This window comes from Streptomyces sp. NPDC017520, assembly GCF_044329855.1.
GTDB lineage: Bacteria > Actinomycetota > Actinomycetes > Streptomycetales > Streptomycetaceae > Streptomyces.
Map to the genome: position 1 here is coordinate 121,866 of NZ_JBIRKB010000008.1, position 18,723 is coordinate 140,588.

The following is an 18,723-nucleotide window of genomic DNA, read 5'->3' on the forward strand; positions in this document are numbered from 1 at the left end:
AGGCACCACCCCACCACGAAGAAGGGACCCATCCCGCCATGTCGAGGGGCAGTTCGATTTCCAGCGAGACCGGCAGCACGAGGAAGACGGCCGATACCGGCGGGATCAATACCTACAAGGGCGAGGAACGAGCCCTGCGGGCGAACCGGCTCGGCACCCCCGGACTCCTGCTGTCGGTGATCGCGGCCAGCGCCCCCCTGATGGTGGTCGCCGGAGTGATGCCCACGGTCTTCGGCGTGATGGGCATCGTCGGCCAGCCGCTGCTCTACCTCATCCTGGGCGTCGTCCTGATGCTGTTCAGCGTCGGCTACGCGGAGATGAGCCGGCACGTCCACAACGCCGGCGCGTTCTACGCGTACATCGCCCGCGGGCTCGGCCCGACCGCCGGCGCCGGAGCCTCGCTGGTGGCGCTGGTCGCGTACAGCGCGATGCAGGTCGGCATCTACGGGATCCTCGGCTTCGAGGTCTCCGGCATCTTCGCCACGTACCTCGACATCGAGCTGGCGTGGTGGGTACCGGCCCTGGCCGCGGCGGCCGTCGTCGGCGGCCTCGGCTGGCTCAAGATCGACCTCAACGCGAAGGTGCTCGGCGTCCTGCTGGTCATCGAGTGCGCCCTCGTCGTGATCTTCGACATCGCCGCCGTGAGCAAGCCCGGCCCCGAGGGCCTGTCGCTGCACGCGTTCAACCCCGAGACCCTTACTGGCGCCGGGCTCGGCACCGCGCTCTGCTTCTGCATCGCCGCGTTCGTCGGCTTCGAGCAGGCCCCGGTGTACGCGGAGGAGACCAGCCGCCCGCAGATCGTGGTCTCCCGGGTGATGTTCCTCGCGGTGGGCTACGCCGCGCTGTTCCTGGCGATCAGCTCCTGGGCCCTCACCGTCGCCGCCGGACCCGGCTCCATCGCCGACACCTCCCTCAAGGAGGGGCCCGGCATGCTGTTCGGCCTCACCGAGGAGCGGCTCGGCTCCACCTTCACCGACATCCTGCACGTCCTCTTCGTGACCGGGATGTTCGCCGCGCTCCTCAGCTTCCACAACGTTGTCGCCCGCTACGCGTTCGCCATGGGCCGCGAGGGCCTGCTGCCCGCCCGTTTCGGCCGCACCAACCGGGCGAGCGGCGCCCCCGGCACCGGCTCGCTGCTCCAGACCGTCGTCTCCGTGGTGATCATCCTGGCGTTCGCGTTCACCGACGACAAGCCGGTCGGCGACCCCACCGCCCCCGTCCTGCGGCTGTTCACCTGGATGGGCAACGTCGGCGCGCTCGGCATCATCCTGCTGATGGCCGCAGCCTCCTTCGCCGTCATCGCCTTCTTCGTCAAGCGCGGCGCCGGCCGCGCGCAGGCCCCGCGCCTGGTCGCCTCCGCCCTCGCCGGACTCGCGCTCCTGACGATCGCCGTCTTCACCGTCCGCGACTTCGACGTCCTCGTCGGCTCCGGCCCCGGCTCGGCCCTCAGCCGGCTGCTCCCGGGCGTGATCATCCTGGCGCTCGTCGGAGGCCTCGTGTACGGGGCGGTGCTGCGCTCGGTCAAGCCCGAGGTGCACGCCCGCATCGGCCTCGGCAACGAGGCGTTCCAGCTGGAGAAGGCGGCCGAGAGCGAGTCGGGCCGCCGCTGACCACTCCCGTACGTACGCGAGACGCCCGCCCCGGTGCGGTACCGGGGCGGGCGTCTCGCGTACGTACGGGAGGGCCTACAGCAACAGCGACAGCAGCAGGATGAAGGCCATGGCCACCACGGAGATGATCGTCTCCATCACCGACCAGGTCTTCACGGTCTGGCCGACGTCCATGCCGAAGTACTCCTTCACCAGCCAGAACCCGGCGTCGTTGACATGGCTGAAGAAGAGCGAACCGGCGCCGACGGCCAGCACCAGCAGGGCCGCGTGCGAGGTCGACATGTCGGCGGCCAGCGGGGCGACCAGACCGGCGGCCGAGATGGTGGCGACGGTGGCCGAGCCGGTGGCGAGGCGGATCGCGACGGCGATCAGCCAGCCGAGCAGCAGGGCCGGGATCGACCAGTTCTCGGAGAACTCCAGGATCATCTGGCCCACCCCGGCGTCGATCAGCGTCTGCTTGAAGCCGCCGCCCGCGCCGACGATGAGCAGGATCCCGGCGATCGGCGCGAGGGACTTCTCCACGGTGCCGGCGAGCCGGTCCTTGGTGAACCCGGCGGCCCGGCCGAGCGTGAACATCCCGACGAGGACGGCCGCGAGCAGGGCGATCAGCGGCGACCCGACGACCGCGGTGACCTTCTGGAGGCCGTTCTCGGGGTTGTCGACCACGATCTCGACGAGCGCGTTCAGCAGCATCAGGACGACCGGCAGCAGGATGGTCGCCAGGGTCGCGCCGAAGCTCGGACGGCGGTCCAGGTCCTCGGAGGGACGCTGCGGGATCATGTTCTCCGGCGGCTTGATGTCCACCCAGCGCGCGGCGTAGCGGGAGAACACCGGACCGGCGATGATCACCGTCGGGATGGCGACCAGCACACCGAGCGCCAGCGTCACGCCGAGATTGGCGTCCAGGGCGTCGATCGCGACCAGCGGGCCGGGGTGCGGCGGGATCAGCCCGTGCATCACGGAGAGACCGGCCAGCGCCGGGATGCCGATCCGCATCAGGGAGTAGTTGCCGCGCTTGGCGACGAGCAGCACGACCGGGATCATCAGCACGATCCCGACCTCGAAGAACAGCGGCAGACCGATGATCGAGGCGATCAGCACCATCGCCCAGGGCATGACCCGGCCACTGGCCTTCGCGAGGATGGTGTCGACGACCTGGTCGGCCCCGCCCGAGTCGGCGAGCAGTTTGCCGAGGATCGCGCCGAGCGCGATCAGGACGCCCACACCCGCGACGGTGGAGCCGAGGCCCGCGGTGAAACTGGCGATCGTGTCCGCCGGGGCGGCTCCCGCGAAGGAGCCGAGCGCCAGCGACCCGATGGTCAGCGCCAGGAACGCGTGCATCCTGAGCTTGGTGATGAGGAGAACGATGACGGCGATGCCCGCCAGGACGGCGATGCCCAACTGAGCGTTGCCTGCCGAGGTGATCGGTTCGGCGGCTTCCGCTGCCAGCATCTCGACGCTGAGACTGGTCACGGTGATGGTCCTTAACTATCGAGCCGGCGCAGCGCGGCGACGGCTCGGCGGGTGATTTCCTCGGGAGTGCCGGACACGTCGACGCTCACCCCGGCCTCGTCGGCCTGGAGGGGCTGCAACGTCGCGAACTGCGAGTCGAGCAGCGCGGTGGGCATGAAGTGGCCCTTGCGGTCCGCCATTCGCTCCTCGATCAGCGCCCGGTCACCGGTCAGATGCAGGAAGACGGCGTCCGGCGCCCCGTCCCGCAGCCGGTCCCGGTAGACCCGCTTGAGCGCGGAGCTGGAGACGACCCCGCCGAGCCCCGCCCGCCCGTGCGCCCACGCGCCGATGGCGTCCAGCCAGGGCCACCGGTCGTCGTCGTCCAGGGGGGTGCCGGCCGACATCTTGGCGATGTTCGCCGGGGGATGGAAGTCGTCGCCCTCGGCGTACGGAACGCCGAGCTCTGCGGCGAGCAGGGGACCGATCGTGGTCTTGCCGGTTCCTGCCACGCCCATCACCACGACGACGTGGGGGGCGCTCATGGGGGGTGCCGTGTTCATGGGGTGTCTCGCTGTCTTCTTCGACATCGGTCCGTCGCGCTACTGAAACCTATTAGGTACGACTTATTCAAGAGTCTGTGACGTAAACGTCGTACTTATTGTTCCCGAGGGTCTCCCCGTAGGCTTGACCCATGACCACACAGAGCCAGGGGCTGCATACACATGTGCTGGACACCCTGGGTCTGGAGATCTCCTCCGGCCAGTGCCCGCCCGGCAGCGTCCTACGCACCGACGAGCTCGCCCAGCGCTTCGACGTCTCCCGTACGGTCGTCCGCGAAGTGGTCCGGGTCCTGGAATCGATGCACCTGGTCGAATCCCGCCGCCGCGTCGGCGTGACGGTCCGCCCCACCGAGACCTGGAACGTCTACGACCCCCAGGTCATCCGCTGGCGCCTCGCCGGCGCCGACCGCCCCCGCCAGCTGCGCTCCCTCACCGTGCTGCGCTCCGCGATCGAACCGGTCGCGGCGTCCCTCGCCGCCCGCCACGCCACCGCCGCCCAGTGCGCCGAGCTCACCGAACGCGCCCTCGGCATGGTCGCCACCTCGCGCGGCCAGCAGCTGGAGGGCTACCTCGAACACGACATCGCCTTCCACCGGATCGTCCTCAACGCCTCGGGCAACGAGATGTTCGCCCGGCTCGGGGACGTCGTCGCCGAGGTGCTGGCGGGCCGCACCCACCACCAGGTGATGTTCGAGGACCCCGACCCGGCCGCCGTCACCCTCCACGTCCGCCTCGCCGAGGCGGTCCGCGAGGGCGACCCGGAGGCCGCCGAACGGCTCACCAAGGAGATCGCGGTCGGCGCCCTGCACGAACTGGACGTGCTCGCTCCGTAGCGGGTGCCCCAAGGCGTACGGTGGTCCGCGATCGATCTTCGCGAAAGCTCAGGAGCAGGGAGAACACGGTTATGGCGCAGCAGGTGCAAGGGGTCATCGCACCGGGGAAGAACGAGCCGGTCAGGGTCGAGACGATCGTGATCCCGGACCCCGGCCCCGGCGAGGCGGTCGTGAAGATCCAGGCGTGCGGTGTCTGCCACACCGACCTGCACTACAAGCAGGGCGGCATCAACGACGAGTTCCCCTTCCTCCTCGGCCACGAGGCCGCGGGCGTCGTGGAGTCGGTCGGCGCGGGCGTCACGGACGTCGCCCCCGGCGACTTCGTCGTCCTCAACTGGCGTGCCGTGTGCGGCCAGTGCCGCGCCTGTCTGCGCGGCCGCCCCTGGTACTGCTTCGACACCCACAACGCGAAGCAGAAGATGACGCTGCTCGACGGCACGGAGCTGTCGCCCGCGCTGGGCATCGGAGCGTTCGCCGAGAAGACCCTCGTCGCCTCCGGCCAGTGCACCAAGGTCGACCCCGAGGTCTCCCCGGCCGTCGCCGGACTGCTCGGCTGCGGCGTCATGGCGGGCATCGGCGCCGCCATCAACACCGGCCAGGTCGGCCGGGGCGACTCCGTCGCCGTCATCGGCTGCGGCGGCGTCGGCGACGCGGCGATCGCCGGCTCCCGGCTGGCCGGCGCGGCGAAGATCATCGCGGTCGACATCGACGACCGCAAGCTGGAGACGGCGAAGAAGATGGGCGCCACCCACACCGTCAACTCCCGTTCCACCGACCCGGTCGAGGCCATCCGCGCCCTCACCGACGGCAACGGCGCCGACGTCGTCATCGAGGCCGTCGGCCGCCCGGAGACCTACCAGCAGGCCTTCTACGCCCGCGACCTCGCCGGAACGGTCGTCCTCGTCGGCGTCCCCACCCCGGACATGAAGCTCGAACTGCCGCTCCTGGACGTCTTCGGCCGCGGCGGCTCGCTCAAGTCCTCCTGGTACGGCGACTGCCTGCCCTCCCGCGACTTCCCGATGCTCGTCGACCTCCACCAGCAGGGCCGCCTCGACCTCGCCGCCTTCGTCACCGAGACCATCGGCCTGGGCGACGTCGAGCAGGCCTTCGCCCGGATGCACGACGGCGACGTCCTCCGCTCGGTGGTGGTCTTCTGATGTCCGCCCGCATCGACCACCTGGTCACCTCCGGCACCTTCGCCCTCGACGGCGGCGAGTGGGACGTCGACAACAACGTCTGGATCGTCGGCGACGACACCGAGGCGATCGTCATCGACGCCGCCCACGACGCCGCCGCCATCGAGGCCGCGCTCGGCGGCCGGACGCTGCGCGCCATCGTCTGCACCCACGCGCACAACGACCACATCGACGCCGCCCCCGCCCTCGCGGACGCCACCGGCGCCCCGATCCTGCTCCACCCGGACGACCTGCCCCTCTGGCAGCAGACCCACCCGGACCGCGCCCCCGACGGCACCCTCACCGACGGCCAGGAACTGACCGTCGCCGGCACCACGCTCACGGTCCTGCACACCCCGGGCCACGCCCCCGGCGCGGTCTGCCTGTACGCCCCCGAGCTGGGAACGGTCTTCACCGGCGACACCCTCTTCCAGGGCGGCCCCGGCGCCACCGGCCGGTCCTTCTCGTCGTTCCCGACGATCATCGACTCGATCCGGGACCGGCTGCTCACCCTGCCCGGCGACACCGCCGTCCGCACCGGCCACGGAGACCCCACCTCCATCGGCGCGGAGGCCCCGGGGCTCGACGAGTGGATCAAGCGCGGCCACTGAGCGCCGCGCGCCTCACCCCTCCGGCCAGGCGGAGAGCCGCAGCCCGCTCGCGAAGCGGCGAGGCTCCCCGCCGACCGGATCGGTGAACTCCAGCACCCGGGCGAGCAACTGCAACGGCCGCGAGAAGTCGTCAGCGGCCCCTTCCTCCTTCACCACCGGATACAGCGGATCGTGGACGATGGGCACCCCCAGCGCGTTCATATGGACGCGCAGCTGATGCGTGCGCCCGGTAGCGGGCAGCAGCCGGTAACGCCCGGCCCCGCCCCGGTGCTCCACCAGCTCCACCCGGCTCTCGCTGTTCGCCTCACCCGGCTCCTCGCGGGCGGCGAGCACCCCGCGCTCCTTCACGATCCGGCTCCTCACGGTCCGGGGCAGGACGAGCTCCGGGTCGTACGGGGCCACCGCCTCGTACTCCTTCCGCACCAGCCGGTCCCGGAACAGCGTCTGGTACGCGCCCCGGTCCCCGGGCCGCACCACGAACAGCACGAGCCCCGCGGTCAGCCGGTCCAGCCGGTGCGCGGGCTGCAACGCGGGCAGGTCCAGCTCCCGCCGGAGCCGGGCCACCGCGGTCTCGGTGATGTGCCGCCCCCGGGGCATGGTCGCCAGGAAGTGCGGCTTGTCCGCGACCACGAGCCGCTCGTCCCGGTACACGACGCCGACCGGGAAGGGCACCGTCTCCTCCGGCGCGAAGTCCCGGTGGAACCAGAGGCACCGCCCCGCGGCATACGGCTCGTCGCCCCGCACGGCCACCCCGTCGGCCCCCACGAACCGCCCGGCCCCCAGCATCTCCGCCACCCGGTCCGCCCCGATCGCCCCGCCGAACCGCCCGACCAGATGGTCCCCGACACAGCCCCAGAGCCCGTCGGGATCCTCCGGCAACCGCACCCGCACCGCGTCGATCCCGTTCCGCTGGGGGAGCGGCGCGGGAGGCGGCTTCCTGCGCCCTCGCATCGTCGCCCCTCTCCGTGGTCGGCCGGTGACGCAAAAGAGCCCCACCGAAGTGGGGCTCCTGCTGGTGTCCGAGGGGGGACTTGAACCCCCACGCCCGATAAAGGGCACTAGCACCTCAAGCTAGCGCGTCTGCCATTCCGCCACCCGGACAAGGTGTCTGTCTCGCGGGCCGTGCCCGTTCCGACGTGGAAAACCATAGCAAACATTCGAGGGTGCTCGATCACCCCCCGATGGCTGTGAACGGTGCGTGACGGGGGGTGCGCGGCCTTGGGTGCGGGCCGTGGGCGCGGGAGGATGAGGGGGAGCACCACAGCGACAGTGGAAGGAACCAGCGTGAGCGAGAGCAGCACGGGCAAGGCCGTCACCGGCGGCAACGCCGAGAGGGAGGTCGTCGACCTCTGTCGTGACCTGATCCGGATCGACACCAGCAACTACGGCGACCACTCCGGCCCCGGTGAGCGGCTCGCAGCCGAGTACGTCGCGGAGAAGCTCGCGGAGGTCGGCCTGGAGCCGAAGATCTTCGAGTCGCACAAGGGGCGGGCCTCCACGGTCGCCCGGATCGAGGGCGAGGACCCCTCCCGCCCGGCGCTCCTGATCCACGGGCACACCGACGTCGTCCCGGCCAACGCGGCGGACTGGACGCACGACCCGTTCTCCGGGGAGATCGCGGACGGCTGCGTCTGGGGCCGGGGCGCGGTCGACATGAAGGACATGGACGCGATGACCCTCGCGGTCGTCCGCGAGCGCATGCGCACCGGCCGCAAGCCCCCGCGCGACATCGTGCTCGCCTTCCTCGCGGACGAGGAGGCCGGCGGGACGTACGGCGCGCGCTACCTCGTCGACAACCACCCGGGACTCTTCGAGGGCGTCACCGAGGCGATCAGCGAGGTCGGCGGCTTCTCCTTCACCGTCAACGAGAACCTGCGGCTGTATCTGGTGGAGACGGCCCAGAAGGGCATGCACTGGATGAAGCTGACCGTGGACGGCACCGCCGGACACGGATCGATGATCCACAAGGACAACGCCATCACGGAGCTGTCCGAGGCGGTCGGCCGGCTGGGCCGGCACAAGTTCCCGGTGCGGGTCACCAAGACGCTGCGGCACTTCCTGGACGAGCTCTCCGACGCGCTGGGCACCGAGCTGGACCCGGAGAACATGGACGAGACGCTCGCCAAGCTGGGCGGCATCGCCAAGCTCATCGGCGCCTCCCTCCAGAACACCGCCAACCCCACGCAGCTCGGCGCCGGCTACAAGGTCAACGTCATCCCGGGCCAGGCGACCGCCCACGTCGACGGCCGGTGCCTCCCCGGGTACGAGGAGGAGTTCCTCGCGGACCTGGACCGGATCCTCGGGCCCAACGTCCGGCGCGAGGACGTGCACGCGGACAAGGCCCTGGAGACCACGTTCGACGGCGCGCTGGTCGACGCCATGCAGACCGCGCTGGTCGCCGAGGACCCCATCGCCCGTGCCGTCCCGTACATGCTCTCGGCCGGCACCGACGCCAAGTCCTTCGACGACCTCGGCATCCGGGGCTTCGGATTCGCCCCGCTGAAGCTGCCGCCGGAGCTGGACTTCGCCGGGATGTTCCACGGCGTCGACGAGCGGGTCCCGGTCGACGGTCTGCAGTTCGGCGTGCGGGTGCTCGACCGGTTCATCGACCACTCCTGACCGCTCCCTGACCGATTCACCGTTGAATCGCCCACCTGTACGGACATGTCCGAACGAGTGAAACGAACCGTTCACACGTAGCCCCGCCAGATTCTCCTCGTTACAAGGTTTGCGGTCCGCGGCTGGGACCGCATTTTCCAACTAGGAGGAATCATGATCAAGAAGGTCGTCGCAGTTGCGGCTGCTACGGGTGGCCTCGTTCTCGCGGGTGCGGGCATGGCTTCCGCCGACGCGGGCGCCCAGGGTGCTGCCATCGGCAGCCCCGGCGTGCTCTCCGGCAACGTCGTCCAGGTTCCGATCCACGTGCCGATCAACGTGTGCGGCAACACGGTCTCCGTGATCGGTCTGCTGAACCCCGCCTTCGGCAACACCTGCGTCAACGCCTGACGTTGAAGGTCAACCCGTAAGGGTTTGAGCTCGACCGGTCCCGGAGTGCACCCCATGCACTCCGGGACCGTTCGGCATTCGGCTCCCGCACGGTCATGTCCGGGGGTTTTTCGGAAGCCAGAAGGCAGGAAACGAACCTATGCGACAGGTCACTCGTAAAGGCCTGATCACCATGGCGGCTGCGGGCGGAGTGCTCGCACTGAGTGGCGGATACGCCCACGCCGACTCCGGGGCGGCCGGTACCGCCTCCAACTCACCGGGCGTGCTGTCCGGCAACTTGATCCAGGTCCCGATCGACATCCCGGTCAACGCCTGCGGCAACTCCGGCACCGTCGGCGGACTCATCAACCCGGTGTTCGGAAACGACTGCGAGAACGGACCGACGGGATCGAGCGGGGGCTCCGGGCCGCAGAACCGGACCGCCGGCTCCGGCGACGGGGCGCAGGCCGGGGACACCACCGCGACGGACCGGCACGGCGAGCCCGGAACGGGCCGACACCGGGCCGGCGGTGCCGGTGCGGAAGGAGTCGCGCAGGGCTCGCCCGGCATTCTCTCCGGTAACACGATCCAGGCTCCGATCAGCGTCCCCGTGAACATCTGCGGCAACAGCGTCTCCGTGATCGGACTGCTGAATCCGACCTTCGGCAACGGCTGCTCCAACGACGCCGAGGTTCCGCCCCCGCCGCCCGAGCAGCCGGAGAAGCCCCCCGTCACGCCGGAGACGCCGGTCACCCCACCGGCCAACCAGCCGCCCGAGCCGAACGCTCCCGAGCCCCGCCACATCCCCGGCGAGCAGCTCGCGCAGACCGGTGGGGGCGGGCTCGAACTGCTCATCCCGGCCAGCGCCGGACTGCTGCTCGCCGGTGCCGGATCGGTTCTCTACCGCCGCTCGCGCAGCGCCGCCTGATCCGGGCGCGCGCAGCACGGTACAGCCCAGGTGAGGGAGGGGCCCCGCGATCGCGGGGCCCCTCCCTGTCACCAGGTGGCCCGTAGCTGACGGATGATCCGTCTGCGCAGCCGCACCCTGCGGCTGCCGTCCCTGCGGAGCGTCAGGCGGTCCAGTTCCCAGTGTCCGTACTCGGCGTGGTCGGTCAGGAGTCGGGCCGCTTCCTTGCGGGAGACCCCGCGCGGCACGTACACGTCGACGAATTCGTATTCCGGCATCGCATCTATTGTGCGGGCAGAGCCCCGGTACGGATAGCGTCTGCACTATGTCTGATGCTGCGCAGCCCACCGCTGCCGAGGTACGTGCCGCCGCCGAGGCGGTCAAAGCCGCGATCGACCGTCACCTCGACGCGGTCGAACGCCGCACCGGGGACGACGACCCCGCCGTCTACGACGCGTTCAACGCCCTTGCCGCTGCCGCCGAGGTCTACGACGAACTCCTCTACGAGCGCTACGACGAAGTCACCCCCTTCGAGATCCCCGGCGCCGACGACTCCCTGCCTCCCTACGCCGGTCCCGCCGAGCCGAGCGCGCTCAGCGTCCTGATCCGACGCGACTACCTGGTCGCGGAGCCCCCGCGGCTGCTCGCACAGGCTCAGCGCCTCGCCGAGCTCGACGCGGGGCCGGGCGGCGGACAGGACACGGCCCCGGTGGTCGGCACCAGCGTCCACGCCGCGCTCGGCGTGCTGTTCGGCGAGTACGAACCGGACGAGATCGCCTCCCGGCACAAGGAGTTCGGCCTGGAGGAGGGCGACTCCACCCTCTGGGTCTCGGCCGGCGAAACCGCACCGGAGCCGGGGGAGTGGCTCGGCGCCCCCTTCGAGGACGCCGACCCCGAGCTGGTGGTCTGCCGCTTCGACGTCAGCGCGGTCTTCGACGAGGAGGACGAGTCGGACGAGGACTTCGCCGGGCCCTCGGCGGGCGGCCTCTGACCTTTCTCCCTCCTCCCGCACCGGACGTGACGGTGGGGCCCCGGCGCGCGGCTGGAAACCGCGCAGCGCACCGGGGCCCCACCGTTGTCCGGTGCGGCTCAGCCGCTGGGCCCTGTCGTCAGACTGCCGTCTGCCCCGCGGCGCCATGTACGCGCTCTCGCCGCACCGGGCACACGCCCGAGTACGTCCAGTACGAGGACGTGAGCCCGGCACGCCGAGAGCACGCACCTGACCCCGCAGGACCGCCCTCCGGGCGACGACGGCAGTTTGACGGCAGGACCTAGGACGACGCGTCGGGCGTCGGGAGCGCCTCCAGCAGCGGGCGCAGCCGTGTCGTCCGCTCCTGGGCCGAAACCTGCGCCACCGCGTGCTGGAGCGCCTGGTCCACCCCGTGCACCACGGACAGATGCCTCTCACCCCGGCCGAACGCGGTGTACACCCAGGGCCTGCTCAGCCCCTGCGCGGCGTCGCCCGGCAGCACCACGACGGCGGCGGGCCAGCGCATCCCGGCCGCCTGATGGGCGCTGAGGGCCCAGCCGTGCCGCACCGACGACTCCACCCGCTCCTGCGGTACGACGACGGGGACGCCCCCGCAGTCCAGCCGCAGCCCCTCGGCGTCGGCCGAGCGCACCACCCCGGGCACCGCCCGGCCGGGCGCGGGCACATGGACCACGCGGTCCCCCGGGTCGAAACCGCCGAACCGGCCGGGCCCCGGGTTGAGCCGCTGCTTCAGCGCCTCGTTCAGCGCCCTGGTCCCGGCGGCCCCGCCATGGCCCACGGTGATCACCTGGGTCTCCTCGGCGGGGATGGAGAACGCCCGGGGCACCGAGTCGGCGACCAGCTGCACGGTGCGGTGGACGGCCTCGCCCGCATCGCGGACCGGGACGATCACCACCTCCCTGCCCGGGGCGTCGACCTGGTTCAGCTCGCCGATGCCGATGCCGGAGACCAGCTCGCCGATCGGCCCGGGGTCCGGGGTACGGGAGACGACCTGCGGGCAGGCGTGGGAGGCCAGCACATCGGCGAACACCCGCCCGGCGCCCGCTGAGCCCAGCACACCCGGGTCGCCGCTCAGCACCAGCCGGGCACCGTCGGCCAGCGCCTCGACCAGGACCGCCGCGCCCTCCACGTCCAGCTGCGGGGCGTCCAGCACGACCAGCAGGTCCAGGGCGAGCGCCCCGTCCTCGTCCCGGCCGGGGCCCTGCGCCCCGGAGAGCAGGCCGGCCAGGGTGACCGCCGTGTCCGGATCGCCGGTGGCGGCCGCGAGCCGGCGTCGGCCGTCCTCGCTGTGGGTGGCGCCCAGGGCCCGCAGCCCCAGGCCGCGCGCCGCCGCGATCAGGGCGGCGGGCTCGGCCCGGGCCGCCTCGCCGCCGCTGTGCGCGACCAGTCCGGCCGCGGCGGTCGTACGGATCAGCTCGGCGGCCGACGGGCTCGGGGCGGCGGCGGCCGCCGCCGTCCAGTCGGCGGCCTTCTCGCAGGCGTTGACCAGTCGGGCCAGACCGTCGGCGAGGCTCTCCTCGGCCAGGGCGTAGCGGTCCAGGCCCAGCAGCACCTGGACCGGCTCCCGCGCGACGTCGGCCTCCTCCGCGGGGCCCGCTCCGTCCGTTACGCCGTCCTCGGCCCCGGTGTCGTCCGGTGCCGGTTCGTCGCCCTCCTGGAAGAGCAGGGCGACGCCCTCCTCGACGGCGTCCCGCACCGCCGCGTCCGGGTCGCCGACCGCCCGCTCGGCGAGCGCCGCCCGTACGGTCTGGGCGTCCAGGGCCGTGTGGCCCTGGCGGGCGGCACGCTCCAGCAGCCAGCCGACCAGGGCCGACGTCCTGCGACCGTCGTCCGGGCCGCATTCGGCGCCCAGCAGGGCCCGTGCGAAGCCGTCGGCCTGTTCCGGCCGCACCCCGGGCACGGCCAGCAGCTGCCAGGGGTCGGTGCGCAGCAGCTCGGCGGCCTGCTCGCCGAGCGCGCCGACGGCCGGACGGGCCAGCGCCTCGGGGGCCCCGCCCTCCGTGAGCACCGCGCGCACCGCGTCCAGGGCTGCGGGAGAGGCGGTCTCTGCCGTCGGGGTGGCGGCGGGCGCGGGGCGCCGGGACGGCTGTGCGGCGGCCGGTGCGGGGAGCCGGGCGGCCGGGGCCGAGGCGGGCGAGTCGAAGAACGCGGTGCCCGCCTTCTCGCCGCTCTCCACGGCGCGGACGGCCGCGAGCAGATCGGCGGCCGTGCCGCTCAGACCCGTGCCGGCGGCGATGGGCGCGGCCTTCTCCGCCTTGCGCTTCTCGATCCGCTCCCGCAGTTCGCGCTGGGCGGCCAGCTCGGCCTGGGCCTCCGAGAGCTCGGCGGCGGGAGCCGCTTCGGCGGGCGCGGCGTCAGCGGTCGCCCCGTCCTGCCCGTCCTCCGCGTCGTCGCCGTCCTCCGCGTCCTCCTCGGCGTCCGGCGGAGTGCCCGACGACTCGGTGCCTTCAGGCGCGTCGGGCGCTTCGGCGTGCTCGGGGCCTTCGGCACCGGCCTCCGGCGGGGACACGGTGTCCTGTGGTGTGTCCGTGCCGACGGTGCCGGGGGTCTCCCCGGGAAGCGCAGTCACAGCGTGCTCCAGTCCTGGTCGGGATAGCGGTGCACGGGCGCCGACACATCGTCGAGCGCCTGGCAGATCTCGTAGGGAAGACTAAGCGCCTCCACTGACAAAGCCTCCGCGAGCTGCCCGGCGTTGCGCGCACCGATGATCGGCGCGGCCACCCCGGGCCGGTCCCGGACCCAGGCGAGCGCCACCTGGAGCGGGCTCGTCGCCAGTCCGTCCGCCGCCGTCGCCACCGCGTCGGTGATGCGGGCCGCCGCGTCGTCGAGATACGGCTCGACGAACGGGGCGAGCCGTGTCGACGCGCCCCGGGAGTCGGACGGGGTGCCCTGGCGGTACTTGCCGGTGAGCACACCGCGCCCCAGCGGCGAGGAGGGCAGCAGCCCGATCCCGAGGTCCAGCGCGGCGGGCAGCACCTCGCGCTCGATGCCCCGCTGGAGCAGCGAGTACTCCATCTGCGTACTGGCCAGCCGGGTGCGCGCCCCGGGCGCGGCCAGCTGCCAGGTGGCGGCCTTCGCCAGCTGCCAGCCACAGAAGTTCGACACGCCCGCGTACCGCACGCGGCCGGAGGACACGGCGAGGTCCACCGCCTGGAGGGTCTCCTCCAACGGGGTCCCCGGGTCGAAGGCGTGGATCTGCCACAGGTCCACGTAATCCGTGCCGAGCCGCTCCAGGGACGCGTCAAGGGCGGCCAGGAGGTGCCCGCGCGAACCGTTGAAGCGGCGGTAGGGGTCCGGGACGTTGCCCGCCTTCGTGGCGAGCACCAGGTCCTGGCGGGGGACCAGGCTCCCGACGAGCCGCCCGAGCAGATATTCGGCCTCGCCGCCCCCGTACACGTCGGCGGTGTCCACCAGGGTGCCGCCCGCGTCCCAGAAGGCCTTGAGCTGGTCGGCGGCGTCGTGCTCGTCCGTGTCCCGGCCCCAGGTGAGGGTGCCGAGCCCGATCCGGGACACGCGAAGGCCGGTGCGGCCGAGATGCCTCTGCTCCATGGGCGCTGAGATTACTGGCCATGGCCCCACCGGGTGGAGGCCTGGGGACAACCGGAGGTCCGCCAGGCCTGCCGGATCTCCGTCACCCGCGCTAGAGTCCGGAGAAAGGGACGTTACTGATCAGTAAGGGGAGCGGTTATGCGGCTCGGCATCAATCTCGGTTACTGGGGCGCCGGCATGGACGGCGACAACCTCGCCGTCGCGCAGGAGGCCGACCGGCTCGGCTACGACGTCTGCTGGGCGGCCGAGGCCTACGGCTCCGACGCCCCGACCGTGCTGACCTGGGTCGCGGCCCGGACCGAGTCGATCGACGTCGGCTCCGCGATCATGCAGATCCCGGCCCGCCAGCCCACCATGACGGCGATGACCGCCGCCACCCTCGACTCGCTGTCCGGCGGCCGCTTCCGCCTCGGCCTCGGGGTCTCCGGCCCGCAGGTCTCCGAGGGCTGGTACGGCGTGAAGTTCGACAAGCCGCTGGCCCGCACCCGGGAGTACGTGGAGATCGTCCGCAAGGCCATGACCCGCGAGCGCGTGTCGTACGAGGGGGCGCACTGGACGCTGCCGCTCCCCGACGGTCCGGGCAAGCCGATCAAGCTCACCGTGCACCCCCAGCGCGAGCACATCCCGCTCTACATCGCCGCGATCGGCCCCAAGAACCTGGAGCAGACCGGCGAGATCGCCGACGGCGCCCTGCTGATCTTCCCCTCGGCCGAGCACCTGGAGGAGACCGCGATCCAGCCGCTGCGCGCGGGCCGGGAGAAGGCGGGGAAGACGATGGAGGGCTTCGACGTCAGCCCGACGCTGCCGCTCGCCGTCGGTGACGACGTGACCGGTCTCGCCGACATGTTCCGCCCGTACACCGCGCTGTACGTCGGCGGGATGGGCAGCCGGAAGCAGAACTTCTACAACCAGCTCGCCCAGCGCATGGGGTACGAGAAGGAGGCCGCCGAGATCCAGGACAAGTACCTCGGCGGGGACAAGGCGGGGGCCGCCGCGGCCGTGCCGCACCAGTTGATCGACCAGACAGCGCTGCTCGGCCCCGTCGAGCGGATCGCCGAGCGGATGCAGGCCTATGCCGCCGCCGGGGTCACCACGCTCAACCTCGCCCCGGCCGGCTTCACGCTGGAGGAGCGGCTCACCGCCCTGCGCGCCGGCACGGACGCCCTGGAGCGCTCCGGGCTCGCCTGACGGACGACACCGGTAGTACCGGGACAGCACTACGGCCGTGGTGGGGGCTCGGGGGTCCTCCCCGCCACGGCCGTCACCCGGAACAACGCGCCGCGCGCCCAGGGGTTACGCCGCCGCGCCGGGCGCCGCCCGCCGGCTGCTCCGGTTGCCGACCGCCCCGCGGCACATTTGACTCTTCCTGCGCACTACTGCTCCGCGGACCTCGCTTCCGCGGGCAACGGGTACGGAGGTGGCCGTCATGCTCTCAGCACAGACTCTGTTCCAGGAGATTCTGGACAACGACGAGTCCTACCGGCTCTTCTGTTCCATCGCCGCGAGCGGTGAGGCCCAGGGCGGCTGGGAGAACGCCCGCATCGCCGCACTCGTCCCGGAGGGCTGCCGCGACCTGGCTCCCAAGATCGTCCGGCACGGCGCCGACGAGGACAAGCACGGCCGGATCTTCAACGCGCTCCTGAAGAAGCGCGGACTGCCGCCCGTCGAGGTCCCGCCGGAGACCGACTACACGATGCTCCTGGAACAGCAGGGCATCGGGCTCGCGCACTCACGGTTGCGCGGCGAGCAGCGACTCACCGAGCGCGACATCATCACCTATCTCGCCCACAGCCGCGTCACCGAGCAGCGCGCCTCCGAGCAGATGCGCCTGCTGCGCCGGCACTTCGCCGACCACCCCGACATCGGCCGCGCGGTGAGGATGATCTCCCACGACGAGGACAACCACCTCGCCTACTGCCACGAGGAACTCCTCGGCCTCGCCCGCGCCGGGCACGGCCGCACCATCCAGCGGACCATGCGCGAGTGCGCCCTGGCCGAGATCCGCGTCTACCGAGACGTCAGCCTCGCCGTGATGGCCGCCATGGGCCGGGTGCTCGGCTGGCCGCGGCCCAAGGCGGCCGTTCTCGCCGCAGGCATCAACGCGGTGTACGCGTACGAGCGGCTCGTCGGCTGGCGGCGCATGGTGAGCCTGGAGATGCCGCGCCGGCGGGACGCGCTGGGCAGGCCCGCCGCACCGGAACGCGAGTACGCCTGAGGGTGCGGGGCGCACGGCTCTCGGCTCGCGGGCGCCGGGTGCCGGGCGCTCAGAGCCAGCCGCGCCGCTTGAACAGCCGGTAGAGACCGAACACGGCGCAGCCCATCGCCGCGACCACCGCCGGGTAGGTCCACACCCAGTGCAGCTCCGGCATGTGGTCGAAGTTCATGCCGTAGACGCCCGCCACCATCGTCGGGACGGCGGCCATGGCCGCCCAGGCGGAGATCTTGCGCATGTCGTCGTTCTGCCGCACGCCCATCTGTGCCAGATGCGCCGACAGAATGTCCGAAAGCAGCCGGTCCAACCCCTCCACCTGCTCGTTGGCGCGCGTCAGATGGTCGGCCACGTCCCGGAAGAACGGCTGCGCGTGCTCGTGGACGAACGGCACGCCCGCCCCCGAGAGCCGGGCCATCGGAGCGGTCAGCGGCCCGGCCGCCCGGCGGAACTCCAGCACCTGCCGCTTGAAGGTGTAGATCCGGGCCGCGGTGTTCTTCGAGTCGCCCCCGCTCGGGGCGAAGACCTGCGTCTCCAGCTCCTCCAGGTCCACCTGGAGCTCGCCCGCCACGTCCATGTAGTGGTCCACGACCGCGTCGCTGACCGCGTACAGCACCGCCGTCGGGCCGTGCTTCAGCACCTCGGGCTCGGCCTCCAGCCGACGGCGCACGGCCGCCAGCGGGGCTCCCTCGCCGTGCCGGACCGTCACCACGAACGAGTCGCCTATGAAGACCATCAGCTCGTCGGCGCTGACCTTGTCGCTCTCGGGCTCGTAGACGACCGGCTTGAGGACCGCGAACAGGGAGTCGTCGTACACCTCCAGCTTGGGCCGCTGATGCGCCCGCAGCGCGTCCTCCACGGCCAGCGGGTGCAGCCCGAACTCGTCCCGTACGAGGTCGAACTCCTCCTCCGTCGGCTCGTGCAGTCCGATCCACAGGAACGCGTCCTGCGCGTCCCGCGCCTCGTCCAGGGCATCGGAGAAGTCGTCGGGCCGTTCGGTGCGGCGCCCGTCCCGGTAGATGGCACAGTCCACGATCACGGCGGGCATTCTTCCCCGTGACCGGCTCCCGCGCACCTTCGCCACCCCTCTACGCTGGCGGGTATGCCCACCCTGATCCTCGTACGCCACGGACGCTCCACCGCCAACACCGCCGGAGTGCTCGCGGGACGCACCTCCGGTGTCTCCCTCGACGAACGCGGCGCCGAACAGGCCGCGGCCCTCCCCGCGCGGCTTTCCGCGGTGGCCCCGGTCCTCGCCGTCAGCAGCCCCCTGGAGCGCTGCCGGCAGACGCTCCAGCCGCTCCTCGACGCCCGCCCCGGCCTGCCCCTGCACACCGAGGACCGCATCAGCGAGTGCGACTACGGCGACTGGTCGGGACGGAAGCTGGCCGAACTGTCCGACGAGCCCCTGATGTCCGTCGTCCAGCAGCACCCCTCCGCCGCTGCCTTCCCGGGCGGCGAGTCGATGCGCGCGATGCAGGCCCGCGCCGTCGACGCCGTACGCGACTGGAACGACCGGGTCGAGGCGGAGCACGGTGAGGACGCCACGTACGTCATGTGCTCGCACGGCGACATCATCAAGTCCCTCGTCGCCGACGCGCTGGGCATGCACCTGGACCTCTTCCAGCGTGTCCACGTCGACCCCTGCTCGGTCACCGCGATCCGCTACACCCGGCTGCGCCCCTTCGTCCTGAGGCTCGGCGACACCGGCGACCTCTCCTCCCTGGGCCCCCGCGAGCAGTCCGTCGGGGCGGACGCCGCCCCGTCCCCCGTGGACAGCGGCTCGGCGGACGCGACGGTCGGGGGCGGTGCGGGCGCGCCGTGATCGCTCCGGGCAGTAG

The 18,723-nt window shown here is 72.0% G+C and carries 18 protein-coding genes and 1 tRNA gene; 11 read left to right on the forward strand and 8 right to left on the reverse strand.

The window, feature by feature from the left end:
- Positions 1-38 precede the first annotated feature (38 nt).
- Positions 39-1,610 (forward strand): APC family permease, encoded by a 1,572-nt coding sequence (locus ACH4KB_RS20585; protein ID WP_398067326.1) that lies wholly within the window; start codon positions 39-41, stop codon positions 1,608-1,610.
- A 75-nt stretch (positions 1,611-1,685) separates the two neighbouring features.
- Here the strand turns inward: ACH4KB_RS20585 and ACH4KB_RS20590 are convergent, their stop codons facing one another.
- Complete coding sequence (locus ACH4KB_RS20590; RefSeq protein ID WP_398067327.1) at positions 1,686-3,083, reverse strand: GntP family permease; 1,398 nt, start codon at positions 3,081-3,083, stop codon at positions 1,686-1,688.
- An 11-nt stretch (positions 3,084-3,094) separates the two neighbouring features.
- Positions 3,095-3,604 carry a gluconokinase gene (locus ACH4KB_RS20595; RefSeq protein WP_398067328.1) on the reverse strand — a complete coding sequence of 170 codons (510 nt, stop codon included), beginning with the start codon at positions 3,602-3,604 and terminating at the stop codon, positions 3,095-3,097.
- A gap of 149 nt (positions 3,605-3,753) precedes the next feature.
- On the opposite strand from ACH4KB_RS20595, the gene ACH4KB_RS20600 reads away from it, so the two are divergent.
- The 3 genes from ACH4KB_RS20600 to ACH4KB_RS20610 all read left to right on the forward strand — a co-directional run bounded on the left by ACH4KB_RS20600 (position 3,754) and on the right by ACH4KB_RS20610 (position 6,241).
- Complete coding sequence (locus tag ACH4KB_RS20600; RefSeq protein ID WP_398067329.1) at positions 3,754-4,455, forward strand: FadR/GntR family transcriptional regulator; 702 nt, start codon at positions 3,754-3,756, stop codon at positions 4,453-4,455.
- A 71-nt stretch (positions 4,456-4,526) separates the two neighbouring features.
- The gene (locus ACH4KB_RS20605) at positions 4,527-5,612 is read left to right on the forward strand and encodes an S-(hydroxymethyl)mycothiol dehydrogenase (RefSeq protein ID WP_398067330.1); all 1,086 of its coding nucleotides are present in this window, start codon (positions 4,527-4,529) and stop codon (positions 5,610-5,612) included.
- Positions 5,612-6,241, forward strand: coding sequence for an MBL fold metallo-hydrolase (locus tag ACH4KB_RS20610; protein WP_398067331.1), 630 nt, complete (start codon positions 5,612-5,614; stop codon positions 6,239-6,241). Before ACH4KB_RS20605 ends, ACH4KB_RS20610 begins: the two co-directional genes overlap by 1 nt.
- 12 nt (positions 6,242-6,253) lie before the next feature.
- Here ACH4KB_RS20610 and ACH4KB_RS20615 read toward each other — a convergent pair whose 3' ends face one another.
- Both ACH4KB_RS20615 and ACH4KB_RS20620 read right to left on the reverse strand, forming a co-directional pair.
- On the reverse strand, positions 6,254-7,192 hold the full coding sequence (locus tag ACH4KB_RS20615; protein WP_398067332.1) for an RluA family pseudouridine synthase: 939 nt from the start codon (positions 7,190-7,192) through the stop codon (positions 6,254-6,256).
- Between the two features lie 62 nt (positions 7,193-7,254).
- Positions 7,255-7,342: transfer RNA gene (locus tag ACH4KB_RS20620), tRNA-Leu, on the reverse strand.
- Positions 7,343-7,525: 183 nt separating this feature from the next.
- On the opposite strand from ACH4KB_RS20620, the gene ACH4KB_RS20625 reads away from it, so the two are divergent.
- From ACH4KB_RS20625 to ACH4KB_RS20635, 3 genes are all read left to right on the forward strand, one after another.
- A complete protein-coding gene (locus tag ACH4KB_RS20625; protein WP_398067333.1) occupies positions 7,526-8,860 on the forward strand; it encodes a M20/M25/M40 family metallo-hydrolase in 1,335 nt (444 codons plus the stop codon).
- 153 nt (positions 8,861-9,013) lie between these two features.
- Entirely contained in the window at positions 9,014-9,247 is a 234-nt protein-coding gene (chpH, locus tag ACH4KB_RS20630; protein WP_361868997.1) for a chaplin ChpH, read from the forward strand.
- A 139-nt stretch (positions 9,248-9,386) separates the two neighbouring features.
- A complete protein-coding gene (locus tag ACH4KB_RS20635) occupies positions 9,387-10,154 on the forward strand; it encodes a chaplin (RefSeq protein ID WP_398067334.1) in 768 nt (255 codons plus the stop codon).
- Positions 10,155-10,222: 68 nt separating this feature from the next.
- Here ACH4KB_RS20635 and ACH4KB_RS20640 read toward each other — a convergent pair whose 3' ends face one another.
- A complete protein-coding gene (locus tag ACH4KB_RS20640; protein ID WP_003970138.1) occupies positions 10,223-10,411 on the reverse strand; it encodes a DUF5703 family protein in 189 nt (62 codons plus the stop codon).
- Between the two features lie 47 nt (positions 10,412-10,458).
- Here ACH4KB_RS20640 and ACH4KB_RS20645 point away from each other — a divergent pair, with 47 nt between their 5' ends.
- On the forward strand, positions 10,459-11,124 hold the full coding sequence (locus ACH4KB_RS20645) for a hypothetical protein (protein ID WP_398067335.1): 666 nt from the start codon (positions 10,459-10,461) through the stop codon (positions 11,122-11,124).
- A 280-nt stretch (positions 11,125-11,404) separates the two neighbouring features.
- Here the strand turns inward: ACH4KB_RS20645 and ACH4KB_RS20650 are convergent, their stop codons facing one another.
- Together ACH4KB_RS20650 and ACH4KB_RS20655 are read right to left on the reverse strand one after the other, a co-directional pair.
- Positions 11,405-13,693, reverse strand: coding sequence for a helix-hairpin-helix domain-containing protein (locus ACH4KB_RS20650; RefSeq protein ID WP_398067336.1), 2,289 nt, complete (start codon positions 13,691-13,693; stop codon positions 11,405-11,407).
- Positions 13,690-14,673 carry an aldo/keto reductase gene (locus tag ACH4KB_RS20655; protein WP_398067337.1) on the reverse strand — a complete coding sequence of 328 codons (984 nt, stop codon included), beginning with the start codon at positions 14,671-14,673 and terminating at the stop codon, positions 13,690-13,692. Before ACH4KB_RS20655 ends, ACH4KB_RS20650 begins: the two co-directional genes overlap by 4 nt.
- 138 nt (positions 14,674-14,811) lie before the next feature.
- Here ACH4KB_RS20655 and ACH4KB_RS20660 point away from each other — a divergent pair, with 138 nt between their 5' ends.
- Complete coding sequence (locus ACH4KB_RS20660; protein WP_398067338.1) at positions 14,812-15,861, forward strand: LLM class F420-dependent oxidoreductase; 1,050 nt, start codon at positions 14,812-14,814, stop codon at positions 15,859-15,861.
- Between the two features lie 238 nt (positions 15,862-16,099).
- Entirely contained in the window at positions 16,100-16,888 is a 789-nt protein-coding gene (locus ACH4KB_RS20665; RefSeq protein WP_398067339.1) for a ferritin-like domain-containing protein, read from the forward strand.
- Positions 16,889-16,937: 49 nt separating this feature from the next.
- Here ACH4KB_RS20665 and corA read toward each other — a convergent pair whose 3' ends face one another.
- A complete protein-coding gene (gene corA / locus ACH4KB_RS20670) occupies positions 16,938-17,930 on the reverse strand; it encodes a magnesium/cobalt transporter CorA (RefSeq protein ID WP_398067340.1) in 993 nt (330 codons plus the stop codon).
- 54 nt (positions 17,931-17,984) lie between these two features.
- Here corA and ACH4KB_RS20675 point away from each other — a divergent pair, with 54 nt between their 5' ends.
- Positions 17,985-18,707, forward strand: a complete 723-nt coding sequence (locus ACH4KB_RS20675; protein ID WP_398067341.1) for a histidine phosphatase family protein — start codon at positions 17,985-17,987, stop codon at positions 18,705-18,707.
- The last annotated feature ends 16 nt before the right edge of the window (positions 18,708-18,723 follow it).